The organism is Streptomyces sp. NPDC001020, from assembly GCF_053599115.1.
Genome location: NZ_JBSFLQ010000005.1, coordinates 139,546 through 166,418, shown reverse-complemented (window position 1 = coordinate 166,418; position 26,873 = coordinate 139,546). Strand labels below are relative to the sequence as shown.

Genomic DNA, 26,873 nt, shown 5'->3' with positions numbered 1-26,873 from the left:
CCGTGACGCAGACCATCGCCCCGGGCGTCCACGTCCAGGGGACCGTCCGTGCGTACGCCCGGCGCACCCTTCGGCCCCGGGCGGTCCGCGGGCTGCTGGCGCTGCTGCTCGCCGTCGTGGGCGTGCTGCTGGGCGGGGCCGCACCCGCCTCCGCGCATGCCGCAGTGACCGGCAGCAGCCCGGCGCAGGGAGCGGTGGTCGACAAGGCGCCCACCCAGGTCTCGCTCACCTTCTCCGAGCGGGTAGCGCTCTCCGACGGCTCGCTGCGCGTCCTTGACCCGAAGGGACAGCGCGTCGACACCGGCAAGGCGGCCAATCTGAGCGGGACGACGTACGGCGTGAAGGTCCGCGCGGGGCTGCCCGACGGTACCTACACCGTCACCTACCAGGTGGTGTCCGAGGACAGCCACCCGATCGCCGGCGCCTTCACCTTCTCCATCGGCGCCCCGTCCGCGACCACGGTCCCGGCCTCCGGCCAGGCCGTGGGCGGCGGACTCGTCGGCGGGCTCTACGGGTTCGCGCGGTACGTCGCCTACGCGGGGTTCATCGTCCTGGTCGGCGGCGCGACCTTCGTGCTGGCCTGCTGGCAACGGGGCGCCGGGGTACGGGCGGTGCAGCGACTCGTGGTCAGCGGGTGGGTGGCGATCACCGCGGCGACACTCGCGCTGCTGCTCCTGCGCGGTTCGTACACGACCTCCGGGAAGGTCGCCGACATCGTCGACCTGTCCCTGCTCGGGCCGGTACTGGAGACCAAGGCCGGGGCAGCACTCACCTCCCGGTTGCTGCTGCTCGCGGCGGCGGCCCTGTTCATCGCGGTGCTCTTCGGGGCGTATGTGAAGCGGGACGCGGAGGAGGCGTCCGGGGCCGTCGGCGACACGGCGGGCCTGTCCCCCGGCGGCGCCTTGGACGAGGCCGCCGCCAGGGCAGCCGAGAAGCGGGACCTCACCTTCGGGCTCGCCATCGGCGGAACCGTCGTCGCGGCCGGTCTCGCGGCGACCTGGGCGATGGCCGAGCATGCCTCGTCGGGCATCCAGGCCGGCATCGCGATGCCGGTCGACGTCGTGCACCTGTTGGCGGTCGCGACCTGGCTGGGCGGGCTCGCGGCCCTGCTGGTGGCGCTGTACCGGGCACCGTCGATCGAGACGGCGGCCGTACGGCGCTTCTCGCGCGTCGCGTTCGCAAGCGTGATGACGCTCGCCGCGACCGGGGTCTACCAGTCGTGGCGCCAGGTCGGCTCATGGTCCGCGCTGACCGGGACGACGTACGGGCAACTGCTGCTCGTGAAAGCCGGCCTGGTCGCCGTCCTCGTCGGCATCGCCTGGATCTCGCGGCGCTGGACGGCGCAGCTGGCAAGTACGCCGTCGGGGGCGGAGCCGGGTACGACGGAGGAGACACCGGCGACGGTGGCGGCCAAGGCTCGGCCGACGAGCGGTGTGTCCGCGCGGCGCAAGGGCTCCGGGGTCTCCGGCAAGGGCAGGGGATCTCCGACGGCTTCCGGCGGGAGCCGGGGGCCGGGCACGACTCAGGACTCCCCGAAATCTGCTGAGCCCGGACGCGCCGCCCAGTTGGCCCGCCAGCAGGCCGCCATGGCCACGGCACGCGCCAAGCGGATCCGGGACGCCGACCCGGTCCGCTCCGGGCTGCGCCGTTCCGTGCTCGTCGAGGCGAGCGTCGCGGTCGCGCTGCTCGCCGTCACCACCGTGCTCACGGCCACCGAGCCGGGACGCACGGAGGAAGCGGCCAGAACGGCCCTCCCCTCCGTGTCCCAGCGGTCCGGTCCCGTGTCGCTGAACCTCCCCTTCGACACAGGCGGCCAGGACGGCAAGGGCAGGGTGGAGCTCACACTCGACCCCGCCCGTGCGGGCGGCAACGAGATGCACCTCTTCGTGGTGCGACCGAACGGCAAGGCCTTCGACGTCCCCGAGGTGAAAGTCGCCCTCACGCTCAAGGCGAAGGACATCGGCCCGCTGTCGCTCTCGCCCGACCGCATCACCACCGGTCACTGGGCTGCGACCGGCGTGCAGATCCCCATGGCGGGCGACTGGGAGATCGCGGTGACCGTGCGGACCTCCGACATCGACCAAGTGACCGTGAACAAGAACGCGAAGATCGGCTGAACCACCATGGCTGACCAGTCCACGCCCAACGCGTCCGAGGACATCCCTTCCCAGCAGAACCGGGGCCGTCGTCCCGCCGGGAAACGCTCCCCCGAGGACGCCGTTTCCCTCCCCAGCACCCCGCGGGACAGCGATTCCGACCATTCCTCCCCCACCGGGGTGATCTCTCGGCGGCGGCTCCTCGGCACCGCCGGTGCCACCGGGCTCGCACTCGGGGCGGTCGGCGGGGCCGCCGGGTACGCCGCCGCGCCTTCAGAGAAGACGACGCCCCTGGCCTCCCTCGGCGCGAACCGGGCAATGTTTCACGGGAAACATCAGCCCGGCATCATCGACGCCCTCCAGGCCCGCGGCCATCTCGTCGCCTTCGACCTGACGGCGGGCGCGGGCCGCAGGGAGGCCGCCGCGCTGCTGCGCCGGTGGTCGGCCACCGCCGAGCGGCTGATGGCGGGCGAGGCGGCCCCGCACGACGACACGGACGTCGCCCGTGACGCCGGACCGGCGTCCCTGACGATCACCTTCGGGTTCGGGAACAGCTTCTTCTCCCGTACGGGCCTTCAGAAGCAGCGTCCGTCCGCCTTGGATCCACTGCCCGACTTCTCCTCCGACCGGCTCGACGCATCCCGCAGCAACGGTGACCTGTGGGTGCAGATCGGCGCCGACGACGCACTCGTCGCCTTTCACGCTCTGCGCGCGATCCAGAAGAACGCCGGCAGCGATGCCCGCGTCCGCTGGCAGATGAACGGCTTCAACCGTTCGCCGGGCGCGACCGCGCAGCCCATGACGGCGCGCAACCTGATGGGCCAGATCGACGGCACGAACAACCCGAAACCGGCCGACACCGACTTCGACCAGCGCATCTTCGTGCCCGCCGACGGCGACCCCGCCTGGATGGCGAACGGTTCGTACGCCGTCGTACGCCGTATCCGCATGCTCCTCGACGACTGGGAGAAGCTCTCGTCCAAGGCCCAGGAGGACGTCATCGGACGTCGTAAGGCCACCGGGGCGCCGCTCAGTGGCGGCGCCGAGACGACCGCCATGGACCTGGAGAAGACCGGCGACGACGGCAAGCTGGTCGTGCCCCTCAACGCACACGCGCGCATCACCCGGCCGGACCAGAACGGGGGCGCCGCGATGCTCCGCCGCCCCTTCTCCTTCCACGACGGCTTCGCCGCGGACGGATCGCCCGACGCGGGTCTGCTGTTCATCTGCTGGCAGGCGGATCCGCTGCGCGGCTTCGTACCCGTACAGCGCAAGCTGGACCGGGGGGACGCGCTGTCGGAGTACATCCGCCACGAGGCGAGCGGCCTGTTCGCGGTGCCGGGCGGGGCCGCGACAGGGGAGTACGTGGGGCAGCGACTGCTGGAGGGATGAGCGGCGAACGTGTCCCTCGCAAGGGCCACGCTGCCTCGAGGGCGAGCCCGGTCCCACCAGGGCGCATTAGGGTGAGGCCATGCCAGCCAGCTACGCGTATCTGGGCCCCGAGGGCACCTTCACCGAGGTCGCCCTCCGTACGCTGCCGGAGGCCGCGACCCGGGAGCTCGTCCCGATGGTGTCGATCCCCGCGGCTCTCGACGCCGTCCGCAGCGGCGAGGCCGAGGCCGCCTTCGTGCCGATCGAGAACTCCGTGGAAGGCGGCATCACGACCACCCTCGACGAACTGGTCGCGGGCAAGCCTCTGATGATCTACCGCGAAGTACTCCTCTCCATCACCTTCGCGCTACTGGTCCGGCCCGGCACCAATCTCTCGGAGATCAAGACGGTCACCGCGCACCCGGCCGCCCAGCCACAGGTACGCAACTGGCTGAAGGCCAACCTCCCGGACGCCGTCTGGGAATCGGCGGCGTCCAACGCGGACGGCGCCCGCCTGGTCCAGGAGGGACGCTACGATGCCGCGTTCGCGGGCGAGTTCGCCGCCGCACGCTACGGCCTCGAGCCCCTGGAGACGGATATCCACGACGCGGAGAACGCACAGACGCGGTTCGTCCTCGTCGGCAGGCCCTCCCGGCCGGCGGCACCGACCGGCGCGGACAAAACCTCCGTCGTCCTGTGGCAGCGCGACGACCACCCCGGTGGCCTGCGCGACCTGCTGGGCGAGTTCGCCGTCCGGGGCGTCAACCTGATGCTGCTGCAGTCACGCCCGACGGGAGCAGGCATCGGGAACTACTGCTTCTGCGTCGACGCCGAGGGTCATATCTCCGACCGCCGAGTGGCCGAGGCACTGATGGGACTCAAACGGATCTGTCTGCAGGTGCGATTCCTCGGCTCGTACCCGCGCGCGGACATCGAGCCGGACGACGTGCGGGATCTGCTGCCGGGCACATCGGACGACAAGTTCATGAGCGCGGCGGACTGGGTGGCACGCTGCCAGGACGGGAGGTTCTAGTGCCCGCCCCGGCACTAGCCCGGCCGGGTTCGGGGGTGCCGGTTCCAGAAGGACTGATCACCTCCGGTCCTACCTGCACATTTTCATTATCCACAGAAGTTATCCACAGGCCGACTTTCTCGACCTGAGGACAAGTCGACACCACTGGCGCGGGGGAGCAGTGAATCCACCGAAGGTTCACCAACCGGGCGCCAGCACACCCGCCACAGTTGTCCACCTGTTTCGTTCGACCAACACTTTGAGGCGACCCATTCCGCCCGAAAGGGTGCGTAGCGCTGGTTTGAACCGGGAAATCCTCCACCCTGCGCACGACATTCAGAATGCCCGCCTCCGGTATCCACAGATTTTCCACACAGGCTGTGGATAACTTCGCGGGACCACCGACGCCTGTGGACAAGCACGTCTCAAATCCCGTACCCCGCAAGGGAGTCGGGTCAACAAGCCACAGTCGAGCTGCCCCACCCGGGGACCGGCACCCCTTTTATTGACACGTAGCGTAATTGCGCCATGACGGCACAGCAGCCGCAGAAGGAAATACTGAGTCGTGGGCCCCAACTCGGCACCGGTAGCCTTGAGGGGTGATTGACCTTCGCCTGCTCCGTGAGGACCCCGACCGTGTTCGCGCCTCCCAGCGCGCCCGTGGTGAGGACGTCGCGCTCGTCGACGCCCTCCTCTCCGCCGATGAACGGCGCAGGTCGTCCGGCGTCCGCTTCGACGAGCTCCGTTCCGAGCAGAAGTCGCTCGGCAAGCTGATTCCCAAGGCCTCCGGCGACGAGAAGGCCGAACTGCTGCAGAAGGCGAGCCGACTCGCCGCCGACGTCAAGGCGGCCGACGCCGAGCAGCACGAAGCCGAGGAGGAGACCAAGCGGCTCCTCCTCCAGCTCGGCAACCTGGTGCACCCCGACGTCCCGGTCGGCGGCGAGGAGGACTTCGTCGTCCTGGAGACGCACGGCACCATCCGTGACTTCGGCGCCGAGGGCTTCGAACCCAAGGACCACCTGGAGCTCGGCGAGGCGCTCGGCGCGATCGACGTCGAGCGCGGCGCGAAGGTCTCCGGCTCGCGCTTCTACTACCTGACCGGTGTCGGCGCCCTGCTGGAGCTGGCGCTCGTCAACGCGGCGATCGCGCAGGCCGTGGAGGCCGGGTTCACCCCCATGCTGCCGCCCGCCCTGGTCCGTCCGCGCGCCATGGAGGGGACGGGCTTCCTCGGCCAGGCCGCCGAGAACGTGTACCACCTGGACAAGGACGACTACTACCTCGTCGGCACCTCCGAGGTCCCCCTCGCGGCGTACCACATGGACGAGATCATCGACGCGGAGAAGCTGCCGCTGCGCTACGCGGGCTTCTCACCGTGCTTCCGCCGCGAGGCCGGCACCTACGGCAAGGACACGCGCGGCATCTTCCGTGTGCACCAGTTCGACAAGATCGAGATGTTCTCGTTCGTCGACCCCGAGGACGCCGAGAACGAGCACAAGCGGCTCCTGGAGTGGGAGAAGCAGTGGCTGACCTCGCTTGAACTGCCGTTCCAGGTCATCGACGTGGCGACGGGCGACCTGGGCGCGTCGGCGTCCCGCAAGTACGACTGCGAGGCGTGGATCCCGACTCAGGGCAAGTACCGCGAGCTGACTTCGACCTCCAACTGCGACAGCTTCCAGGCCCGCCGCCTGTCGGTCCGTGTGCGGGACGGCAAGAAGGTCCAGCCGCTGTCGACACTGAACGGCACGCTGTGCGCCGTGCCTCGCACGATCGTGGCAATCCTGGAGAACCACCAGTTGGCCGACGGCTCCGTACGGGTGCCCGAGGTCCTGCGCCCCTACCTTGGCGGCCGGGAGCTGCTGGAGCCCGTGACCAAGTGAGCACGGTCGAACCTGCCGGATTTCCTTACAAGCTCATAGCCACCGACCTCGATGGAACGCTTCTGCGTTCCGACGAGACCATCTCGGAGCGCACGCGTGCGGCGCTCGCCGCGGCCACCGCGGCGGGCGCGGCGCACATCGTCGTCACCGGGCGCGCGGTCCCCTGGACCCGTCACATCCTCGACGACCTCGGCTACCAGGGCCTCGCGGTCTGTGGCCAGGGGGCGCAGGTGTACGACGCGGGGGAGCATCGGCTGCTGACGTCGGTGACGCTGGACCGGCAGATCGCGGGCATCGCGCTGGCGAAGATCGAAGCCGAGGTGGGCCCGCTGCTGCTGGCCGCCGGCCGGGACGGGCTGGACGGAGAGGTTCTGGTCGGCCCCGGCTACCGGGTCCAGGAATGGCCGCTTCCGTACCGGCCGATCAGTGACGCCGCGGAGCTGTGGTCGGCGCCGCTGAACAAGGTGTACCTCCAGCACCCGACGCTGAGCGACGACGAGCTGGCCGAGGCGGCGCGGCAGACGGCCGGAGGCCTCGTCGGAGTGACGATGGCGGGCGAGGGGATCGTGGAGATCCTCCCGCTCGGCCTGACAAAGGCGACGGGCCTGTCACTTGCGGCCCGCCGCCTGGGGGTCAAGGCCGCGGACACGATCGCCTTCGGCGACATGCCGAACGACATCCCCATGTTCGCGTGGGCTGCCCATGGCGTGGCCATGGCCGATGCCCACGAGGATCTCAAGGCGGTCGCGGACGAGGTGGCGCTGTCCAACGAGGACGACGGGATCGCCGTGGTACTGGAACGGTTGCTCGGGTAGCTCCGAGTTGTGCCTGGGTACTTCGGACCTTGAACCTCGGCCAGGCCGAAGGGACAGCGTCTCGCGGAGGATGCGCGGATCGAACGCGCGCGGGGGATGGACCCCGACCACGACTTGCTTCTGATGGAACACTGCGCAAGCCGGTGCCTTACCACTCGGCCAATCCTCCGGGTGGGCGGCCCGCGCGAAGCGAATCGCGCGCTCGAAGCGGCCGCCCCGGGCAGCTCCCCGTGCGGGCGGGCTCGACGGAGGAGTAACTACTCCGGAGCCCGCCGCGGGCTGCCCTGTCGGGAGCTCGACGTACTGCCGTGCATGGACATCGCCCAGCTCCTCTCCCAGAACGTGGCGCCGGCTCGACCCGGCGTCGTGGACATCACCACTGTGCCTGTCCACCGAATCGGGCGCCACTGAATAAAATCCACCGGCCGCGTACCGGGTACGGCCATTACCGGCGGCGCCACCGGCGACGGCGTGCCTTGCTGAAGAACCAGCCGGCGGGCGGCTCGTCGGAGCGCCACGGTTGGGGGTCGGGCGCCTCGTTGCGCCAGCGCGCGGCCAGCATTCGGGCACGCGCGGACGGCTCCGTGGACGCCGCGGACCGTATGAAGTCCTCGTCGAACACGACGCCGTCCCAGTCGCCCCCCGCCCCGCCCGGCCCGCCGCCCTGTGGTGCCTGAGCTGCCATGCCCGTTCCTTTCCCTGCGCATCCCCCTTTGCCCAGTGTGCCCGGGCGGGTGTGAAGCCACTGTCAAGGAGGGCTTCAAGGTCTTGGGAAGAGCACGGACGACGAGCCCGTTGCGAGGCAGGCCGGGGCGCGGCCCGATTCCCGGACGCACCCCGGCCGAGGCCACGCCGGGTCCGTCACTCCTCCCCCACCAGCTTCAGCGTCCGCAACTTCTGTCCCGCGTACCAGGTGGCGGCCACGGTCACCGCGACCAGCAGCGCCGTCGCGGTGGGCAGCCCGACGTCGGAGGTGACGAGAGAGCTGTCGGAGACCTTGTGGGCCACGGCGAGCGCCCACTGCTGGACGCTGAGCGTGCGCGCCCCGGAGACCAGGGAGCCGAAGAGCGCCTCCCAGACCAGCGCGTAGACCAGGCCGAAGACCACCGCGTGTCGGCTCACCGTGCCGAGCAGCAGGAACAGCGCAGCGTACGCGATGGAGGCGACCAGTGCCGCGACCGTGTACGCGACGGCGATCTGCTGGCCGTTGCCATTGAGGATCAGGCCCGCGACGAACGTCGGAAGAGCCGAGAACGCCATGGTGACCGCGATAGCGACGATCAGCTTGGTGAAGATGATCGTGGGTCGCTTCACCGGCTTGGCCAGCAGATACACCACCGATCCGTCGTCGATCTCGGGCCCGATCGCGCCGGTGCCCGCGATGACGCCGATGATCGGCACCATCGTGGCGAGCCCGATCCCGCCCAGGACGTCGTGGGCCACCTGGTCGTCGGCGCCGGTCAGGGCGCGCACGACCGCGGAGATCACGAGGAGCAGGACGGGCAGCGCTCCGAGGATGAGGGCTCGGCGGCGACCGAGGAGTCCCCGGTAGGTGAGCCGGGCGACTGTGGGGTCGTACATCTTCGGCCTCCTACGCCGCGACCAGATACGAGAAGACGGACTCAAGGGACTCGTCGGACGGCGAGACCGTGAGCAGCCGGATGCCGTGCTGGCGCGCGACCTTCGGCAGCAGAGCTGTGAACCGGCCGAAGTCGACTGCCTGGATGCGCAACGCGCCCTCCGTGAGGTCCACCTCGATGCCGGAGGTCGACGGGTCCGCGATGAGCGCGGCCGCGAGCGCCCGGTCATCGCTGGAGCGCACCAGATAACGGTGCGGCCGGTCGGTCATCAGACGGCGGATCTTGCGGAAGTCGCCACTCGCCGCGTGCCGTCCGGCGACGATCACCTCGATGTGCGAGGCGAGTTGCTCGACCTCTTCGAGGATGTGGGACGAGAACAGCACCGTGCGGCCCTCGGCGCCCATGCGCCGCAGCAGCTCCATGAGCTGCATGCGCTGACGCGGGTCCATGCCGTTGAACGGCTCGTCGAGCAGCAGCAGGGACGGGTCGTGCACAAGGGCGGACGCCATCTTCACGCGCTGGCGCATGCCCTTGGAGTACGTGGAGATCTTCCGGTCCTGCGCGTACTCCATCTCGACGGTGGCGAGGGCGCGTTGCGCAGCCTTGCCTCCCAGGCCGTGCAACTCGGCGTTGGCGAGCACGAATTCACGTCCGGTGAGGATGTCGTACATCGCCTCGCGCTCGGGGACGACGCCGATGAGCCGGTAGATCTGCTCGTTGCGCCACACGGGCTGCCCGTCCAGGGTGACGGAGCCGGTGGAGGGGGCGAGGAAGCCCCCCATCATGTTGATGAGGGTGGACTTGCCGGCGCCGTTGGGGCCCAGTAGGCCGGTGACGCCGGGGCCGACGGTCATCGTGATGTCGTTGACGGCGACCACGTTGCCGAACCAGCGCGAGACGTGGTCGATGGTGAGCGTTGTCACAGTCCGGCCTTTCGGTAGCGGCGCGCCAGCAGGCCGTAGCTGCCCACGACGAGTCCCAGGACGACGATGAGGAAGACGGCTCCCTGCGCGGCCGAGGGGCCTTGCCCTCCCGGGAAGGAGGAAGTCGCGCCCAGGAAGGCGGTCTGCACTCCGTCGATGAGGGTGATCGGCGAGAACAGGCCCATCCACACCAGGACTGTGTGGTTGCCGGAGTGGACGTCCGCTATGGCCTGGAGGGTGGAGACAGCTCCGTACGAGATGGTCAGGACGGCGATGACGGCCGCGATACCGAAGCCGCGACGAGGGGTGGCTGCCGCGATGACCAGGCTGATCCCGGAGAACAGCAGGGAGAGCAGCGCCACGGCGACCAGTCCCTCGGCGAATCCCTTCGTCTGGTGGCCGAAGTCCAGCTTGGCCAGCAGCGCGCCCACGTAGAGGACGAGCAGCGGCGCGGCCGTCAGGATGAACACCGCCGAGGCCAGGGCCGCGTACTTGGCGCGGACGTAGTCGATGGTCTGGATGGGGCGCGAGAAGTACAGCGGCACCGTCTTGAAGCGCAGGTCGCGCGACACCGACTGGGGCGCCTGCGAGGCGACGTACAGACCGATGAGGGCCTGCATGATGATCGCGTAGCGCGTGTACTCGACGGGCAGGTCCTTCGCCTTGGTGGCGACCGCGACCGCGACCATGATCAGCGCGGGTGCGCACATCACCACGAACAACAGCATCGGCAGCACCTTGGACTTGACCGATCGACCGAGGCCGTAGGCGCCGCGCAGGGACTGCGAGTACAGCGAGCGGCGGGCGTAGGCGCGGCCCAGGCGCGCACCGTCGTACGAGCGGTAGCCGATGTTGTGGATCCGGGTCTGCTCGGCCTCTCGGGCCGTGGGCTGCTCAACCGCCATGGCCGACCGCCTCCTTCCGCTGCTCGTCGCTGTCCTTGAAGACCTCGGCGATGTGGTGCCTGCGCTGCTCCATGCGGACCAGGCCGAGGCCCAGGTCTGCGACGACGTCCCGGACGAGGTCGTACGTCTGCTCGTCGTCCACGGTGAGCAGCAGAATGTGTCCGGCGCCCGGAAGTTCGCTGCCGTCGTGCGTGGTCACCCCGCGCGCGTGGAGCGCGTCGCGCACCGCGCGGGTGCCGTCCGGGTGCTCGTCGCTGTCGGTGACCTCGATCGCGATGGTCGTGGTGGTCTGGGTGAAGTCCCGGGTGGAGCTGGAACGCAGGAGCTTGCCGCCGTCGATGATCACGACGTGGTCGCAGGTGCGCTCCAACTCGCCCAGCAGATGGGAGGTGACCAGGACCGAGATCCCGAAGTCCGTGTAGACACGGCGGATCAGGCCGAGCATCTCGTCGCGGCCGACCGGGTCGAGGCCGTTGGTCGGCTCGTCCAGGAAGACCAGTTGCGGGTCGTGGACCAGGGCCTGGGCGAGCTTCACGCGCTGCTTCATGCCGGTCGAGTAGCCGCCGATGGGGCGGTAGCGCTCCTCGTACAGGCCGACGTGGCGCAGCGTGTCCGCGGTGCGCTCACGGGCGGCCGTCGGTGGCAGTCCGGACATGCGCGCCATGTGGACGACGAACTCGGTTGCCGACACATCGGGCGGCAGGCAGTCGTGCTCCGGCATGTACCCCACGCGCTCGCGGATGGCGCCGCCCTTGTCGGCGACATCGAGTCCGAGAACCTCGGCGCGGCCTTCGGTGGCGGGGGACAGCCCCAGGAGGATCTTGATCAGCGTGGACTTGCCGGCTCCGTTGGCGCCGACGAGCCCCGTCACACCGGGTCCGACGTCCACGGAGAGCCGATCAAGCGCGGTCACCCTCTGGAACCGCTTGCTCAGGCTTTCGGTCGCGATCACAGTCACATCGTCGACGGTAGTGACACGGGCCACGTACGTCGTCAGACCGCAGAGCTGTCCTGGAATCAGACTCCAGTAGTACGAGTCCCTAGGGGTCACCCTGAGGTCGAACGCCTCCGGAGTTTTCCACAGGCCGAGGCGGCACTATTGACGCGGGCTCTAACAACTGCGAGATTCGCCGATGCCAAGTTACGGACACGTAGCGCAGTCGGTGCGGCGAGTGGGGCGGTGACATGACGACGGCGGTGACGGACGCTCTCCGCGCTGGACCACGGGGATTCGGATCGGTGCGGCGACTCGCGTCCGGGTGCGCCGAGACCGTCGTGACGCCCGGGGACTTTCGAGATCCGGAGCAGAGCGCGTTCTGGCTGGACGACGATCTGCCGCACATGCGGCGTTGGGCGGAGGACAAGTGACTGTCGTGGGGGCGCGTCAGCGCCGGGTGCGGACGGGTGGAATCGAGCTGTGCGTGGCCGAGTTGGGGGACTCGACGCAGCCGACGGTCGTCCTCGTGCACGGCTATCCGGACAGCAAGGAGGTCTGGTCCGAGGTGGCGGCGCGCCTCGCCGAACGCTTCCACGTCGTGCTGTACGACGTCCGTGGCCACGGCGACTCGACTGCGCCGAAGCCGCTGCGCGGCGGGTTCACGCTGGAGAAGCTGACGGACGACTTCCTGGCGGTTGTGGACGCCGTCAGCCCGGACCGGCCGGTGCACGTGGTGGGGCACGACTGGGGCTCGGTGCAGTCGTGGGAGTTCGTCACCGTCAAGCGCACGAAGGGCCGGATCGCGTCCTTCACGTCGATGTCCGGACCGTCCCTGGACCACTTCGGGCACTGGATCAAGGACCGGGTGCGAAAGCCCACCCCGCGCCGGGTGGGCCAATTGCTCGGCCAGGGCGCCAAGTCCTGGTACGTGTACTTGCTGCACACTCCGGTCCTGCCGGAACTCGCCTGGCGCGGGCCCCTCGGCAGGGGCTGGCCGAAGATCCTGCAACGCATCGAGAAGGTGCCCGCCGACGGCTACCCGACCCCGTCGCTGCCCACGGACGCGTCCCACGGCGCCTGGCTGTACCGCGACAACGTACGGTCGCGGCTGAACCACCCACGTGCCGACGCTTACGCGCACGCGCCCGTTCAGCTCATCACGCCCCTGGGGGACTCGTTCCTCTCGGAGCGGCTCTACGACGAGCTGGAACGGTGGGCCCCACAGCTGACTCGTCGCACGCTGCCCGCCGGGCACTGGATCCCGCGCACCCGTCCCGATCAACTGTCTGCCTGGGTCGCGGAGTTCGTGACCGCTGTGGAAGACGGCCGACCGTCGCCCCCGACGGCGCGCGGCCGTTACGCGGACCGGTTCGGAGGCCAGCTCGTGCTGGTCACCGGCGCGGGCAGCGGCATCGGGCGGGCCACGGCGTTCGCGTTCGCCGAGTCCGGAGCACGCGTGGTGGCCGTCGACCGGGACGCGGAGGGCGCGGCCCGAACGGCGGAGCTGGCGCGGCTGAACGGCGCTCCCGAGGCCTGGGCAGAGACGGTCGACGTCTCGGACGAGCAGGCCATGGAGAAGCTCGCCGAGAAGGTCGCAGCCGAGTACGGGGTGGTCGACGTGCTCGTGAACAACGCCGGGATCGGACTGTCCGGCTCCTTCTTCGACACGACCGCCGAGGACTGGCAAAAGGTCCTCGACGTCAATCTGTGGGGTGTCATCCACGGCTGCCGGCTCTTCGGACGGCAGATGGCCGAGCGCGGCCAGGGCGGCCACATCGTCAACACCGCCTCGGCGGCTGCGTACCAACCGTCTAGGGCACTGCCCGCCTACAGCACCTCCAAGGCGGCCGTCCTGATGCTCAGCCAGTGTCTGCGCGCCGAGTTGGCCGGGCGGGGTATCGGGGTGTCGGCGATCTGCCCGGGCTTCGTCAACACGAACATCACGTCGACCGCCCACTTCACGGGTGTGGACGACGAGGAGGAGAAACGTCGGCGGAAGAAGACGGCACGACTGTACGGCCTGCGGGGGTATCCGCCGGAGAAGGTCGCGCAGGCGATCCTGCGGGCCGTCGTCCGCAACCAGGCCGTCGTGCCGGTCACTCCGGAGGCGCGGGGCGCCCTCTTGATGTCCCGCTTCACTCCTCGCGCGCTACGCGCGGTGGCACGGCTGGAACCGCCGTTGTGATCATCGCCCTTTGCTTGGTGGGTTCTTGACCACGGGGCGCCCAACGCGACGCAGTCTTCGGCTCGTTCGGCAACTCGTCTGCGGCTGCCCGCTGTTCGCCGCGGTTCATGCGGTTGGCTACCAACTCCCCCATGAGCACCACACATTGCTTCACACCGTCACACATCCCGTATAACACAGCGCAGTTGCCCAACACCCAGTAAGCGCCATCGAGTTATCCACAGACTTCTCAATTTCCCTGTGGATAACTGCACTTGCTTGTGGATCAAACATCCCGATCAAAATCATCTGCGTGATCCGCGTCTCTCCCGCATGCTGGAAGGATGACGGAAAGGAACGATGAGAGACGCACCGTGAAGGTGTCGAAGTACCTCTCGAAACATCTGCGGCACCAGCCGGAGAGGATAGGACTCACGCTCGACGAGGGCGGCTGGGTCGAGATCGACAACCTGCTCGCCGCGGCGGCCTCGCACGGCTTCCGCATCACGCGCGACGAGCTGGAGCACCTGGTCGCCACCAACGACAAGAAGCGCTTCGCGGTCGACGGCACCCGCATCCGCGCCAGCCAGGGCCACAGCATCGAAGTCGACCTCGGGCTGCCCCCGGCGACCCCGCCCGCCTACCTCTACCACGGGACCGTGGCACGCCACCTGGGCACGATCCGCACGGAGGGCCTCCGGCCCATGAACCGGCACGATGTGCACCTCTCACCGGACCGCGAGACCGCCGCCCGAGTGGGTGCCCGCCGCGGCCGCCCGGTCGTCCTGGCCGTGGACGCCGGTGCCATGCAGCGCGACGGCCTCGTCTTCCACGTCAGCGCGAACGGAGTGTGGCTGACCAAAGCCGTACCGCCGCGCTACCTGCGGTTTCCAGAGCCGCGCTGAGACCGCCCGAATTACCCCGGTACCACCGATCAGGCGGGGACTCGCCCCGTACCTCCTCGCGCCCCCGTACCTCCGGTTACCGCGGCTCTCCGTAGCTCCCCTTACGCTCGGAGCATGAGTCTGCGCCTGAGCACCGTGATCCTGCCGTACGTCCGCTGGCACGAGGGCGGACGTTCCGCATGGCAGCGTGCGGAGCAGCTGGGATTCCACACCGCGTTCACCTACGACCATCTGTCGTGGCGGTCCTTCCGCGACGGCCCGTGGTTCGGCGCCGTGCCGACGCTGACGGCCGCGGCCGCCGTCACCGAGCGTCTGCGTCTCGGCACCCTGGTGACCTCGCCGAACTTCCGGCACCCGGTCACTCTCGCCAAGGAACTGATCTCCCTCGACGACATCTCCGGCGGCCGGATCACGCTGGGCATCGGCGCGGGCGGAACCGGCTTCGACGCCACCGTGCTCGGTCAGGACCCCTGGAGCCCGCGTGAGCGCGCCGACCGGTTCGGCGAGTTCGTCCCGCTGCTCGACCGCCTGCTCACCGAGGACTCCGTCTCGTACCAGGGCGACCACTACTCCGCGCACGAGGCTCGCAACATCCCGGGGTGCGTCCAGCGCCCCCGGCTGCCGTTCGCGGTGGCCGCGACCGGCCCGCGCGGCCTGGCGCTCGCCGCGCGCCACGGGCAGGCGTGGGTGACGACCGGCGACCCGAAGCTGTACGAGAACGGAACCCCCGAGCAGTCCGTGCTGGCCCTGCGCGCACAGACCGAAAAGCTGGCCGACGCGTGCGCCGTGGTCGGCCGTGATGTGACGGGACTCGACAAGATCCTGCTGACCGGCTTCACCCCGGACCGTGGCCGTCCGTTGGAGTCCCTCGACGCGTTCGTCGACTTCGCCGGCCGGCACGCGGAGCTGGGTTTCACCGACCTCGTGATCCACTGGCCCATCCCCGACTCGGACTTCGCGACGGACGAGAAGGTCTTCGAGCAGATCGCCATGGAGGCCCCGGCCCAGCTGGGCTGACCATGACGGGAGGTGACGACCCTTGGTGAGGAGCGTCACCACTCACCTGTGCGGACTCCCGCACGGCCGTGCGGGCATATGCGCCAGAATGGGCCCGTGACCTCAGCGACCCGAGAGCCCGAGACCCCCACATCCACCGTCCCGCCCCGGCTGATCGCGACAGATCTCGACGGCACCCTCCTCCGGGACGACAAGTCGGTCTCCGAGCGCACGGTCGCCGCACTGGCCGCCGCCGAGAAGGCCGGCGTCGAGGTGTTCTTCGTCACGGGCCGCCCAGCGCGCTGGATGGGCGTCGTCAGTGACCATGTCCACGGTCACGGCCTCGCCATCTGCGGCAACGGCGCCGCCGTGGTCGACCTGCACGGCGGCCCGGGCGCCCACCGCTTCGTCAAGGTCCGGGAGCTGGCCCGGGAGAACGCCCTCGATACCGTGGGGCTACTGCGGGAAGCGGCGCCCGGAACGGTGTACGCCGTCGAGAAGACGTACGGCTTCCACCAGGAGCCCGCATACCCGAAGCTGCACATGGAGGACCCCGGCCTCCGCGCGCCCGCCGAGGAACTGCTGGCGGCGGATGGCTCGATCGCCCACGAACCGGTGCTCAAGATCCTCGCGTACCACCCGGAGCTGAATCCGGACGATTTCCTCACCTTGGCTCGCCTGGCCGTCGGCGACCGCGCCTCCATCACCCGGTCCAGCCCCAGCGCGCTGCTGGAGATCAGTGGCCCCGGCGTCTCCAAGGCGAGCACGCTCGCGCTGTGCTGCGCCGAGCGCGGCATCTCCCAGGAGGAGGTCATCGCCTTCGGTGACATGCCCAACGACGTGGAGATGCTCACCTGGGCGGGCCAGTCCTACGCGATGGGCAACGCGCACCCGGACGTGATCGCCGCAGCGTCCGGGCGGACGGTAGCCAACAACGAGGACGGGGTGGCCGTGGTGATCGAGCGGATCCTCGCCGAGCGGTTGTAGGCCGGGGCAGGCACAGGGCGGGTCCCCTACGGCTTCACGCCCCGTGCCCTCAGCCACGGCACCGGATCGATACCCGACCCCAGCTCAGGAGTGACCCGCACCTCGAAGTGCAGGTGAGGACCGGTGGAGTTGCCCGTCGTACCCGACTGGGCGATCCACTGTCCGGTGGCCACCTGGTCGCCTTGATTGACCGTGACAGCGGCGAGATGGGCGTACTGCGTGCAGTACCCGCCCGGGTGCTCGATCACGATCTCCATGCCGAACGCACCCCCACACGTCACCTTCACCACCTTCCCCGCCCCGACCGCCCGCACCGGTGAACCGATCGGCACAGCGAAGTCCTGGCCGGTGTGCCGGTTCGCCCAGTGGGTGCCGCCGCTGCCGAAGCCTGCGGAGAGACGGTAGTCCTCCACCGGAGCGACCCACTCACGCCTGATCTTCGGGTACTCCCCGTCCAGCCGGACGGCGCCTCGGCACGTACCCGAGGCGGCAGACGCATCGGCCTGGCTCTGCAGCACCCTTCGTGCCTCATCCAGCTTCGCCTGGATGTTCCGCTTCATCCCGGCCAGTTCACCGTTCCGTTTCTTCAGGTCCCGCCAGAGCGCGGATGCCTGTGCCTGGACCGCGGCGAGCCGGGCCTCCGCTCGGCGGCTCTTGGCGACCATGGTCTCCACCGCGAGGTCCGCCTGGGAGAACACGTGCTGGCTTCGCATCAGGTCCTCAGGCGTCTTCGCGAGAATGACCTGCGCCGCGAGCGGAATCCCACCGACCTGGCGGTACTGAGCGCGGGCGATCCGGCCGAGGTCGGCGTGAAGAGTCGCGATGCGCTTCTGCTCCCGAGCGAGGAGTTGCTCGGAGCGCCGCGCCTTGGCGCGCTGCTTCTCGGTTTCTTGGTGCACCACCTCGTACCGTCGCGTCGCCACAGCGGCGTCCTCGTACAGTCGCGCTACCCGGGCGCTGACACCGGAGTCCGCCTCACCTCCCCCCGACCCGCCCTCGGCAGCGGCGGGCCACACCAGGGACAGGGTGACCGCGCACAGAAGCACCGGAACGAGCAGAGAGCGGCGGCGAGGTGAGAACATGTCAGCGATCGTTTCCCACGGGCGGTCCGCCGTCCTGCTCACGTCGTACGGCTGGGGGAACGGATGACCACGAATGGTCCACGACGTCCCCCGTCCGGGCGGGGCCCGGGTCCCACCATGAAGGTGAAGATCCCTACGTCGGGGCCAAGGCTGCTGCCGATCCCCGGTGTCCCGTCCGCCTTCCGAGCAGATCTCCCCGGGCCTCCCGCTCCACCATCTCCTTGAGCGGACCCTCCGCCGCCGCCAGGTCCGCGTATGTACCCCGCTGGACCACATGCCCATCCGCCAGCACGATCACCTCGTCGACCGCGTCCAGCCCGGCCAGCCGGTGGGTGATCAGCAGCGTCGTGCGACCCTCCGTGGCAGCGAGCAGGTCCGCGGTGAGCGCGTCGGCCGTCGGCAGGTCGAGGTGTTCCGCGGGCTCGTCGAGGACAAGGACGGGGAAGTCGGCGAGCAGGACGCGAGCCAGCGCGAGTCGCTGCCGCTGGCCGCCGGACAGCCGCGCGCCGTGTTCGCCGATCAGCGTGTCCAGGCCGTCGGGCAGTCCGTCGGCCCAGTCGAGGAGGCGCGCCCTCGCGAGCGCGTCGCGCAGTTCCTCCTCGCTCGCGTCCTTCCGGGCGAGCAACAGGTTCTCCCGTACCGAGCTGTCGAAGAGGTGCGCGTCCTGGGCGCACAGTCCGACCAGACGCCGTACGTCGTCACCGTCGAGCGTGTACGCGTCCGTGCCACCCAGGGTGTACGCACCGGCGCGCATGTCCAGGAACCGCAGCAGCACCTGTGCGAGCGTCGTCTTGCCCGCACCGGAGGGACCGACCACGGCGATCCGCCGACCCTGTTCGAGGGTGAGGTCGAGCCCCGCGAGCGCGTCCCGCCGCTGCCCGTCGTGGCGGGCGGCCAGCCCATCCAGGACGAGCGGGAACGGTGACGCGGGCGCAGGCTCCGGCCGCTTCGGCTCGTGTACGGGCTCGGGGGCGTCCAGCACCTCGTACACGCGCTCCGCGCTCCGGCGCACCCGCTGCCGGTGCTGCACGGCGAGGGGCAACCCCAGGACCGCCTCGAACGCGGCCAGCGGGGTGAGCACCACGACGGCCATGGTCACTCCGCCGAGCCGCCCGTCGGTGACGGCCTGGGTCCCCACGAGGGCGGCGGCCGCGACGGTCAGCCCGGTGATGAGCGCGGTGAGCCCGTCGCCGAGCGCGGTGGCGGTGGCGGCGCGGGATGTGATGCGGGTGAGTGCGCTGTCGGCCCGGCGTGCCGCGGCGGTCCGCGCGGGCAGCGCCCCGGCGACCGTCAGTTCGGCGGTCCCGGTGAGCAGATCGGTCACCCGAGTCGCCAGCACGCCACGGGTGGAGGCCAGCCTCCGTTCCGCGCGGCGTGCCACAGCACCGGTCACCAAGGGCACACCGGCACCGGCCGCCAGCAACCCGACGGCGAGAACGGCTCCGGCCTCAGGCAGCAGCCAGGCGGTGAAACCGACCGAGCCGGCCGACACGACGAGCGCGGCGCCCGCGGGCAGCAGCCAGCGCAGCCAATAGTCCTGCAGTGCGTCCACGTCTGCCACCAGCCGCGACAGCAGGTCGCCACGCCGGGTCGTGCGCAGCCCGGCCGGCGCCAGCCGCTCCAGGCGCCGATAGACGGCGACCCGGGTATCGGCCAGCATCCGCAGCACGGCGTCGTGGGACACGAGTCGCTCCCCGTACCGGAACACGGCGCGGCCGATACCGAACGCCCGCGTGGCCGTCACGGCGACCATCAGATACAGCACGGGAGGCTGCTGGGACGCCCGCGAGATCAACCATCCGGAAGTGGCCATCAGCCCGACAGCGCTCCCGAGCGCGAGACTGCCGAGCAGCAGTGCGAGGGCGAGCCGCCCACGTCGGGGACCGGCCATCGCACGGACGCGGGCGAGTACGCCGCCGCGTCGCATGGGGGAGAGGGCGGGCATCTGCTCGTCGTGGGACTGCGGCTCCTCCGGCGCCCGGGGGTGGGGCAGCGGTGCGGCAGCGGACTGAGCCGGACCACCCGCGGTGGCGAACTCGTTCGCATCCAGTCGCACGACCCGGTCCGCCAGCGCGAGCAGCGCCGGCCGGTGCACGACCAGCAGCACCGTCCGCCCGACGGCCAGCCGCCGCACGGCTTCCACGACTTCCGCCTCGGTCGCCCCGTCCAGGGACGCCGTCGGCTCGTCAAGCAGGAGCACGGGCCGGTCGGCGAGGAACGCCCGTGCCAGGGCAAGCCGTTGCCGCTGCCCTGCGGAGAGCCCCGCCCCGTCTTCGCCGAGGATCGTCTCCGTCCCGGCGGGCAGCGCTTCCACGAACTCCAGCGCGCCGGCGTCGGCCAGCGCCCGCCGTACCGCGGCGTCGTCCGCGTCCGGCCGTGCCAGCCGCACGTTGTCCGTGATGGTGCCCGCGTACAGATGGGGCCGCTGCGGCACCCACGCGATCCGCGAGCGCCACTCCTTCAGATCGGCCGAGGCGAGATCGACTCCCCCGACCCGTACGCGCCCCGCGGTAGGCGGCACAAAACCGAGCAGGACGTTCAGCAGCGTCGACTTGCCCGCGCCGCTCGGCCCGACCAGGGCGACGGTCTCACCCGGCTGGACCGTCAACGACACCGTGGACACCGCGTCAGCCGACCGTCCGGGGTAGCGCACGGTCACGCCCTCGAAGGCGATCTCCCTGTGTGGGACGCTTCGCGAGCCGGAGGACGGCACCGGCGTCTCCAGCACCGCGAAGATCTCCTCAGCGGCGGCCAGACCCTCGGCAGCCGCGTGGAACTGGGCGCCCACCTGCCGCAGCGGCAGATAGGCCTCCGGTGCGAGCACGAGGATGACCAGGCCGGTGTACAGGTCCATGTCGCCGTGGACCAGCCGCATACCGATGGTCACCGCGACGAGCGCCACCGAGATGGTGGCCAGCAGCTCAAGCGCGAAGGACGACAGGAAGGCGATCCGCAGCGTCCGCATGGTCGCCTGCCGGTACTCGCCGGTGATCCGCTTGATGGACTCGGCCTGCGCCTTGGCGCGGCCGAACACCTTGAGCGTCGGCAGCCCGGCGACCACGTCGAGGAAGTGCCCGGACAGCCGGGACAGCAGCCGCCACTGACGGTCCATCTGGGACCGCGTGGCCCAGCCGATGAGGATCATGAAGAGCGGGATCAGCGGCAGCGTACCGACGATGATTGCCGCCGACACCCAGTCCTCGGTCACGATCCGGGCGAGCACCGCCATCGGTACGACGACCGCGAGCCCCAGTTGCGGCAGATAGCGCGAGAAGTAGTCGTCGAGGGCGTCGACGCCTCGGGTGGCCAGGGCGACCAGCGCCCCGGTGCGCTGCCCGCTGAGCCACCCGGGGCCGAGGGCCCCCGCCCGCTCCAGCAGCCGCCCCCGCAGCTCGGACTTCACCGCCGCGCTGGCTCGGTGTGCGGCGAGTTCGGTGAGCCAGGAGACCAATGCCCGTCCGACCGCCACGACCACCAGGAGCAGCAGAGGCGTCCGCAACTCGGCGACCGGGTAGTGGTGCTGGAAGGCACCGACGACCACCTCGGCGATCAACATCGCTTGAGCGATGACCAATACCGACCCGACGGCGCCCAGACCAACGACCGCCACGAGGAAGAGGCGCGTGGCGCGGGCGTAGTGGAGCAGTCGTGGATCGATTGGTTTCACGTGAAACACACTCTCTGTCTCATAGAGCACGTTTCACGTGAAACATGCTCTTCGATTCCGGGTGGGTGCGTTCCACGTGAAAGGTGAAACGCACCCACCGGCCGGAATCAGTGCACCGGGTCAGCGGCGATGTGCTGCGTTCCGATGCGCTTGCGGAACACCCAGTACGTCCAGCCCTGGTAGAGCAGGATGATCGGCGTGGCGATCCCGGCACACCACGTCATGATCTTCAGGGTGTAGGGGCTCGACGAGGCATTGGTCACCGTCAAGCTCCAGTCTGCATTGAGCGTGGACGGCATGACGTTCGGGAAGAGCGTCAGGAAGAGCATCGCGACCGCCGCCACGACCGTGACGCCGGAGAACGCGAACGACCATCCCTCGCGCCCGGCCTGGTTCGCCACGAGCGCCGCGACGAGCGCCACGACCGCGACGATCAACGCGACCAGGCTCGCGCCATCACCGTGGTCGACCTGTGTCCAGATCAGGAAGGCAAGTGCCAACACGGCGGTCAGCAGTCCGACCATCAAGGCCAGCTTCCGTGCCCGCTCCCGGATGTCCCCGACGGTCTTGAGCGCCGTGAAAACCGCTCCGTGGAAGGTGAACAGGGTCAGCGTCACCAGGCCACCCAGGAGGGCGAACGGGTTGAGCAGATCCCAGACATTGCCCACGTACTCCAGATGCTGGTCGATCTTCACGCCCCGCACGATGTTGGCGAAGGCCACACCCCACAGGAACGCTGGGATCAACGAGGTCCAGAAGAGCGCTGTCTCCCAGTTGCGCTGCCAGCTCTCCTCGGGACGTTTCGCCCGGTACTCGAAGGCGACGCCGCGCACGATCAGGCAGACCAGAATGATCAGTAGCGGCAGATAGAAGCCGGAGAAGAGCGTGGCATACCACTCGGGGAAGGCGGCGAAGGTCGCGCCGCCCGCGGTGAGCAGCCACACCTCGTTGCCATCCCAGACGGGACCGATCGTGTTGATCAGCACGCGCCGCTCCGCACGGTCGCGGGCCAGCAGCTTGGTTAGGATGCCGACCCCGAAATCGAAGCCCTCCAGGAAGAAGTAGCCGATCCAGAGAACCGCGATGAGGCCGAACCAGACGTCGTGAAGTTCCATGATGTGAGCGCTCCCTCGGCCTAGTACGAGAAGGCCATCGGCTTGTCGGCGTCACGGGAGTCGCCGCCGATCTTGGTGGGCGGGTTGAGATCGGACTCGGTGAGCTCGGGCGGGCCGGCCTTGACGTACTTCACGAGCAGCTTGACCTCGATGACGGCGAGGATCGCGTAGAGCAGCGTGAACACGGTCATCGAGGTGATGACCTCGCCCTGGGAGACACCGGGGGAGACCGCGTGACGAGTTTGCAGTACGCCGTAGACGACCCACGGCTGCCGACCCATCTCGGTGAAGATCCAGCCCCAGGAGTTGGCGATCAGGGGGAAGCCCAGGGTCAGGATCGCGATCCGCCAGTACCACATGGTGAGCGTGGGACCGAGAGCCTTGCTCTTGAAGAGCACCAGATGCGGCACTTCGTCCTCACCCACCCGCAGATGCTCCGGCAGCATGAACTTCTTACGGGTGAGCCAGAGCCCGACCACACCAAGGGCGAAGGACACCATCCCGAAGCCGATCATCCAGCGGAAGGCCCAGAAGGTGACGGGAATGATGGGGCGGTAGTCGCCGGGGCCGAACTTCTCCTGTTCGGCCTTGTTGGTGTCGTTGATACCGGGGACGAAGGAGTGGAAGTCGTCGTGGGCGAGGAATGAGAGCAGCCCCGGGACGGACAGCTCAACGGTGTTGTGGCCCTTGCTGACGTCGCCGACAGCGAAGATCGAGAACGGCGCGGGGCCCTGACCGTCCCAGAGCGCCTCGGCAGCGGCCATCTTCATCGGCTGCTGGTCGAACATGACCTTGCCGAGCCGGTCGCCACTGATCGTGGTGAGCAGGCCCCCGATGATGACCGTGACCAGACCGAGCCGCAGCGAGGTCTTCATCACGCCGATGTGCTTCTTGCGGAGCAGGTGGAATGCGGCGATGCCGACCATGAAGGCACCACCGGTCAGGAAGGCCGCGGACAGCGTGTGGAAGACCTGGACGAGCACGGTGTTCTGGGTCAGGACCTGCCAGAAGTCCGTGAGCTCGGCGCGCCCCTTCGCCGTGTTGATCCGGTAGCCGACGGGGTGCTGCATCCACGAGTTGGCCGCAAGGATGAAGTACGCCGACAGGATCGTGCCGATGGAGACCATCCAGATGCAGGCGAGGTGGATCTTCTTCGGCAGCCTGTCCCAGCCGAAGATCCACAGCCCGATGAAGGTGGACTCGAAGAAGAAGGCGAGCAGGGCCTCGAACGCTAGCGGGGCGCCGAAGATGTCACCCACGAAGCGCGAGTAGTCGGACCAGTTCATGCCGAACTGGAACTCCTGCACGATGCCGGTGACGACACCCATCGCGATGTTGATCAGGAAGAGCTTTCCCCAGAACTTCGTCGCCCTGAGGTACTTCTCCTTCTCCGTCCGCACCCAGGCGGTCTGCAGGCCGGCCGTCAAAGCGGCGAGCGAGATCGTCAGCGGGACGAAGAGGAAGTGGTAGACGGTGGTGATACCGAACTGCCATCGCGCCAAGGTCTCTGGCGCCAAAGCCATGTCCACGTCGTCTTTCTCCTTACTTCGCCGTGGTCAAGCGGCGTTCTGCCCCTTTTGTCACGCGCATCGCAGGAGCAATCGGGACACGCTTGTGAACGCGTTCACATTCACAAGAAATTATGACGCATGACGGTTTGGACCTGGATAGGCGGGGGGTCCCTAAGTGGGGCCATCAGTCCCGACATGACTCCGCCCTCAAGATCTTCGACGTTGGGTCGAAGATCTTGAGGGCGGTGAACCCGTACGCGGGAAACCCGCGAACGACTGACGACTGTTGCCCGTAGATCCCTCAGAGATCCTTGCGGAAGTCCTCCGCCACCTTCATGAAGATGTCGTTCGCCTCGGTCTCTCCGATCGTCACGCGCACCCCTTCACCCGGGAAGGGCCGCACCGCCACGCCGGCCTGTTCGCAGACCGTCGCGAAGTCGGCCGTGCGCTCCCCCAGGCGCAACCACACGAAGTTCGCCTGGGTCTCAGGCACCGTCCAGCCCTGGGCACGCAGCGCGTCGACCACCCGCAAGCGCTCGCACACCAGCGAGCCGACCCGGCCGAGCAGTTCGTCCTCCGCGCGCAGCGAGGCGATCGCCGCCTCCTGGGCCAGTTGGCTCACACCGAACGGCACCGCCGTCTTGCGCAACGCGGCGGCAACCGGCTCATGGGCTATCGCGAAGCCGATCCGCAGCCCGGCAAGGCCGTACGCCTTGGAGAAGGTGCGTAGTACGCACACGTTCGGCCGCTCACGGTACAGCTCGACGCCGTCCGGCACCTCGACATCGCGTATGAACTCCCGGTACGCCTCGTCGAGCACTACCAGCACATCGCCCGGCACACGGTCGAGGAAGCGCTCCAGCTCAGCTCGACGCACCACCGTGCCGGTCGGATTGTTGGGATTGCAGACGAAGATCAACCGGGTTCGGTCAGTGATCGCATCCGCCATCGCGTCCAGGTCGTGCACGTCGCCAGGGGTCAACGGCACCTTCACCGACGTCGCACCACTGATCTGCGTGATGATCGGGTACGCCTCGAAGGACCGCCAGGCGTAGATCACCTCGTCGCCCGGGCCGCTCGTGGCCTGCAACAGCTGTTGGGCGACACCGACCGAGCCCGTGCCGGTGGCGAGGTGCGACTCAGGCACGCCGAAACGCTCCGACAACTCGCACATCAGTCCCACGCACGCCATGTCCGGGTAGCGGTTGAAGGACATGGCCGCCGCCGTCACGCTCTCCATCACGCCCGGGAGCGGCGGGTAGGGGTTCTCGTTCGAGGACAGCTTGTAGGCTGCCGGTCCGCCGGCCGCAGCAGGCTTGCCGGGCTTGTAGGTGGGGATACCCTCCAGCTCGGTACGCAGCCTCGGGCTCGTCTCGCTCACCGCAGTCCTCCTCACGCGCGCCGGCTCATGGCCGCCACCGGCTTCCAATGCTTCTCACCTTATGAGGATTCGGCGCCGCTGCGAATGGGCTGTGGACAACCATGTTTCGCTCCGGACGCATCGCCGCACGAAGCGAGGCGCATCACCGTACGAAAGAGACGCGTCAAAGGGGGGCGCGTCGCCGCTTCTCGCACGCGCCGGTGGCTCACGCCGTGGCGCGCATCCCTCGTGAAGGTGAGTTGAGCCGCTTTCGGAATATCGCCACCCCAGCAGGCCCATGCGCGCCGACTAGTCACCTAATGACACGGTGTCGCCTGATCCCCTTGCTTTCCATGGCATTTGACGCATCTTGATCATGCAGAAACGTGCCTGTCAACGAGTGCATATGCGTCCGCGCTGCCCCACCACATGAGCCCTACTATCGGCTCGCCATGACAGCAGCAGGGAAGCACCAGGTGAGCCGGGCGGAGACCTCCCGCCGAGGCAGTCGGCCGGGCCGGGCGGGCATCAGAGACGTGGCCGCCGCCGCCGGGGTCTCCATCACGACCGTCTCCGACGCCCTCAACGGCAAGGGCCGGCTTCCGGAGGCCACCCGACGCCATGTCCGCGAAGTCGCCGACCGGCTGGGCTATCGCCCCTCGGCCGCGGCTCGCACCCTCCGTACCGGAAAGTCGGGCCTCATCGGCCTGACCGTGACGACGTACGGGGATGAACCTTTTACCTTCACCGAGTTCGCGTACTTCGCGGAGATGGCCAGAGCCGCCACGTCGGCCGCGCTCGCCCGCGGCTACGCCCTGGTCATCCTGCCCGCGACCTCGCGCCACGACGTGTGGTCGAACGTCGCCCTGGACGGCACGGTCGTCATCGACCCGTCTGACCAGGACCCGGTGGTCGGCGAGCTGGTCCGCCAGGGCTTACCGGTCGTCTCCGACGGTCGTCCGGCCGGTGCCCTCCCGGTCACCGCCTGGGTCGACAACGACCACGAGGCCGCGGTCCTGGACATCCTCGACCATCTGGCGGAGGCGGGCGCCCGCCGGATCGGACTGCTGACCGGCACGACGACCGACACGTACACGCACCTTTCCACGACCGCGTACCTGAACTGGTGCGAGCGTGTCGGCCAGGAACCGGTTTACGAGGCCTACCCGGCCCACGACCCGTGCGCGGGCGCCGTTGCCGCCGACCGGCTACTGGCACGCCCCGACCGCCCCGACGCGGTCTACGGGCTCTTCGATCCCAACGGCACCGACCTGCTGGCCGCTGCCCGCCGCTACGGTCTGCGCGTGCCCGACGACCTGCTGCTCGTCTGCTGCAGCGAGTCCGTCGTGTACGCCAACACCGAACCGCCCGTCACGACGCTCTCTCTCAAACCGCGCCAGATCGGCACCGCGGTGGTCCAGCTCCTCATCGACGCCATCGAGGGTGTCGAGTCGGAGCAGCCCGTCAAGCGGGTGATACCGACAGAGCTGATCGTGCGTACATCGTCCGAGCGGCGTTCGCCCCGTACAACGATCAGCCCGCCCCGGTCGCCGGAGAAGGGGTAGACCGT

The 26,873-nt window shown here is 69.2% G+C and carries 21 protein-coding genes and 1 tRNA gene; 11 read left to right on the top strand and 11 right to left on the bottom strand.

The genetic code is table 11. The features are described from left to right. Window positions 1–2 precede the first annotated feature (2 nt). The 5 genes from ACWDEX_RS06385 to ACWDEX_RS06365 all read left to right on the top strand — a co-directional run bounded on the left by ACWDEX_RS06385 (window position 3) and on the right by ACWDEX_RS06365 (window position 7,171). On the top strand, window positions 3–2,117 hold the full coding sequence (locus ACWDEX_RS06385; protein WP_450462054.1) for a copper resistance CopC/CopD family protein: 2,115 nt from the start codon (window positions 3–5) through the stop codon (window positions 2,115–2,117). 6 nt (window positions 2,118–2,123) lie between these two features. After that, a complete protein-coding gene (efeB, locus tag ACWDEX_RS06380) occupies window positions 2,124–3,488 on the top strand; it encodes an iron uptake transporter deferrochelatase/peroxidase subunit (protein WP_450462053.1) in 1,365 nt (454 codons plus the stop codon). Between the two features lie 79 nt (window positions 3,489–3,567). Further along, window positions 3,568–4,500, top strand: a complete 933-nt coding sequence (gene pheA, locus ACWDEX_RS06375; RefSeq protein ID WP_450462052.1) for a prephenate dehydratase — start codon at window positions 3,568–3,570, stop codon at window positions 4,498–4,500. A 578-nt stretch (window positions 4,501–5,078) separates the two neighbouring features. Continuing rightward, window positions 5,079–6,356, top strand: coding sequence for a serine--tRNA ligase (gene serS, locus ACWDEX_RS06370; protein WP_450462051.1), 1,278 nt, complete (start codon window positions 5,079–5,081; stop codon window positions 6,354–6,356). Continuing rightward, a complete protein-coding gene (locus ACWDEX_RS06365) occupies window positions 6,353–7,171 on the top strand; it encodes an HAD family hydrolase (protein WP_450462050.1) in 819 nt (272 codons plus the stop codon). Before serS ends, ACWDEX_RS06365 begins: the two co-directional genes overlap by 4 nt. A gap of 64 nt (window positions 7,172–7,235) precedes the next feature. Here the strand turns inward: ACWDEX_RS06365 and ACWDEX_RS06360 are convergent. The 6 genes from ACWDEX_RS06360 to ACWDEX_RS06335 form a co-directional block, all read right to left on the bottom strand. Further along, window positions 7,236–7,340: transfer RNA gene (locus ACWDEX_RS06360), tRNA-OTHER, on the bottom strand. 276 nt (window positions 7,341–7,616) lie between these two features. Further along, entirely contained in the window at window positions 7,617–7,856 is a 240-nt protein-coding gene (locus tag ACWDEX_RS06355; RefSeq protein ID WP_450462049.1) for an SGM_3592 family protein, read from the bottom strand. 176 nt (window positions 7,857–8,032) lie between these two features. Continuing rightward, on the bottom strand, window positions 8,033–8,752 hold the full coding sequence (locus tag ACWDEX_RS06350; RefSeq protein ID WP_450462048.1) for an ABC transporter permease: 720 nt from the start codon (window positions 8,750–8,752) through the stop codon (window positions 8,033–8,035). 10 nt (window positions 8,753–8,762) lie between these two features. Next, window positions 8,763–9,674 (bottom strand): ABC transporter ATP-binding protein, encoded by a 912-nt coding sequence (locus ACWDEX_RS06345; RefSeq protein ID WP_450462047.1) that lies wholly within the window; start codon window positions 9,672–9,674, stop codon window positions 8,763–8,765. Continuing rightward, complete coding sequence (locus tag ACWDEX_RS06340) at window positions 9,671–10,579, bottom strand: ABC transporter permease (protein ID WP_450462046.1); 909 nt, start codon at window positions 10,577–10,579, stop codon at window positions 9,671–9,673. The genes ACWDEX_RS06345 and ACWDEX_RS06340 overlap by 4 nt, the downstream gene beginning before the upstream one ends. Then, window positions 10,569–11,531: an ABC transporter ATP-binding protein gene (locus ACWDEX_RS06335; protein ID WP_450462150.1), complete on the bottom strand. Its 963-nt coding sequence runs from the start codon at window positions 11,529–11,531 to the stop codon at window positions 10,569–10,571. The genes ACWDEX_RS06340 and ACWDEX_RS06335 overlap by 11 nt, the downstream gene beginning before the upstream one ends. 287 nt (window positions 11,532–11,818) lie before the next feature. Here ACWDEX_RS06335 and ACWDEX_RS06330 point away from each other — a divergent pair, with 287 nt between their 5' ends. The 5 genes from ACWDEX_RS06330 (at window position 11,819) to ACWDEX_RS06310 (ending at window position 16,568) form a co-directional block, all read left to right on the top strand. Beyond that, window positions 11,819–11,947 carry a hypothetical protein gene (locus ACWDEX_RS06330; protein WP_450462158.1) on the top strand — a complete coding sequence of 43 codons (129 nt, stop codon included), beginning with the start codon at window positions 11,819–11,821 and terminating at the stop codon, window positions 11,945–11,947. Then, window positions 11,944–13,701: an SDR family oxidoreductase gene (locus ACWDEX_RS06325; RefSeq protein WP_450462045.1), complete on the top strand. Its 1,758-nt coding sequence runs from the start codon at window positions 11,944–11,946 to the stop codon at window positions 13,699–13,701. Before ACWDEX_RS06330 ends, ACWDEX_RS06325 begins: the two co-directional genes overlap by 4 nt. Window positions 13,702–14,024: 323 nt before the next feature. Beyond that, window positions 14,025–14,585, top strand: coding sequence for an RNA 2'-phosphotransferase (locus tag ACWDEX_RS06320; RefSeq protein WP_450462044.1), 561 nt, complete (start codon window positions 14,025–14,027; stop codon window positions 14,583–14,585). A 114-nt stretch (window positions 14,586–14,699) separates the two neighbouring features. Next, window positions 14,700–15,602 carry an LLM class flavin-dependent oxidoreductase gene (locus ACWDEX_RS06315; RefSeq protein WP_450462043.1) on the top strand — a complete coding sequence of 301 codons (903 nt, stop codon included), beginning with the start codon at window positions 14,700–14,702 and terminating at the stop codon, window positions 15,600–15,602. A gap of 78 nt (window positions 15,603–15,680) precedes the next feature. After that, window positions 15,681–16,568, top strand: a complete 888-nt coding sequence (locus ACWDEX_RS06310; protein ID WP_450462042.1) for a Cof-type HAD-IIB family hydrolase — start codon at window positions 15,681–15,683, stop codon at window positions 16,566–16,568. A 26-nt stretch (window positions 16,569–16,594) separates the two neighbouring features. Here ACWDEX_RS06310 and ACWDEX_RS06305 read toward each other — a convergent pair whose 3' ends face one another. The 5 genes from ACWDEX_RS06305 to hisC form a co-directional block, all read right to left on the bottom strand. After that, on the bottom strand, window positions 16,595–17,650 hold the full coding sequence (locus tag ACWDEX_RS06305; protein WP_450462041.1) for a peptidoglycan DD-metalloendopeptidase family protein: 1,056 nt from the start codon (window positions 17,648–17,650) through the stop codon (window positions 16,595–16,597). A 133-nt stretch (window positions 17,651–17,783) separates the two neighbouring features. Then, on the bottom strand, window positions 17,784–21,317 hold the full coding sequence (gene cydD, locus ACWDEX_RS06300) for a thiol reductant ABC exporter subunit CydD (RefSeq protein WP_450462040.1): 3,534 nt from the start codon (window positions 21,315–21,317) through the stop codon (window positions 17,784–17,786). A 107-nt stretch (window positions 21,318–21,424) separates the two neighbouring features. After that, on the bottom strand, window positions 21,425–22,432 hold the full coding sequence (cydB, locus tag ACWDEX_RS06295; RefSeq protein ID WP_450462039.1) for a cytochrome d ubiquinol oxidase subunit II: 1,008 nt from the start codon (window positions 22,430–22,432) through the stop codon (window positions 21,425–21,427). Between the two features lie 20 nt (window positions 22,433–22,452). Then, the gene (locus ACWDEX_RS06290; protein ID WP_450462038.1) at window positions 22,453–23,961 is read right to left on the bottom strand and encodes a cytochrome ubiquinol oxidase subunit I; all 1,509 of its coding nucleotides are present in this window, start codon (window positions 23,959–23,961) and stop codon (window positions 22,453–22,455) included. Window positions 23,962–24,244: 283 nt separating this feature from the next. After that, entirely contained in the window at window positions 24,245–25,324 is a 1,080-nt protein-coding gene (gene hisC, locus ACWDEX_RS06285) for a histidinol-phosphate transaminase (RefSeq protein WP_450462037.1), read from the bottom strand. 431 nt (window positions 25,325–25,755) lie between these two features. On the opposite strand from hisC, the gene ACWDEX_RS06280 reads away from it, so the two are divergent. Continuing rightward, window positions 25,756–26,868 carry a LacI family DNA-binding transcriptional regulator gene (locus tag ACWDEX_RS06280; protein WP_450462036.1) on the top strand — a complete coding sequence of 371 codons (1,113 nt, stop codon included), beginning with the start codon at window positions 25,756–25,758 and terminating at the stop codon, window positions 26,866–26,868. Window positions 26,869–26,873: the final 5 nt, after the last annotated feature.

Bases quoted from the DNA above. Each gene is read 5' to 3' on its own strand.
- efeB (WP_450462053.1), top strand. From the start codon at position 2,124: ATGGCTGACCAGTCCACGCCCAACGCGTCCGAGGACATCCCTTCCCAG.
- ACWDEX_RS06305 (WP_450462041.1), bottom strand. From the start codon at position 17,650: ATGTTCTCACCTCGCCGCCGCTCTCTGCTCGTTCCGGTGCTTCTGTGC.
- ACWDEX_RS06280 (WP_450462036.1), top strand. From the start codon at position 25,756: ATGACAGCAGCAGGGAAGCACCAGGTGAGCCGGGCGGAGACCTCCCGC.
- ACWDEX_RS06315 (WP_450462043.1), top strand. From the start codon at position 14,700: ATGAGTCTGCGCCTGAGCACCGTGATCCTGCCGTACGTCCGCTGGCAC.
- ACWDEX_RS06340 (WP_450462046.1), bottom strand. From the start codon at position 10,579: ATGGCGGTTGAGCAGCCCACGGCCCGAGAGGCCGAGCAGACCCGGATC.
- cydB (WP_450462039.1), bottom strand. From the start codon at position 22,432: ATGGAACTTCACGACGTCTGGTTCGGCCTCATCGCGGTTCTCTGGATC.
- pheA (WP_450462052.1), top strand. From the start codon at position 3,568: ATGCCAGCCAGCTACGCGTATCTGGGCCCCGAGGGCACCTTCACCGAG.
- ACWDEX_RS06355 (WP_450462049.1), bottom strand. From the start codon at position 7,856: ATGGCAGCTCAGGCACCACAGGGCGGCGGGCCGGGCGGGGCGGGGGGC.
- ACWDEX_RS06320 (WP_450462044.1), top strand. From the start codon at position 14,025: ATGACGGAAAGGAACGATGAGAGACGCACCGTGAAGGTGTCGAAGTAC.
- ACWDEX_RS06310 (WP_450462042.1), top strand. From the start codon at position 15,681: ATGCGCCAGAATGGGCCCGTGACCTCAGCGACCCGAGAGCCCGAGACC.
- ACWDEX_RS06350 (WP_450462048.1), bottom strand. From the start codon at position 8,752: ATGTACGACCCCACAGTCGCCCGGCTCACCTACCGGGGACTCCTCGGT.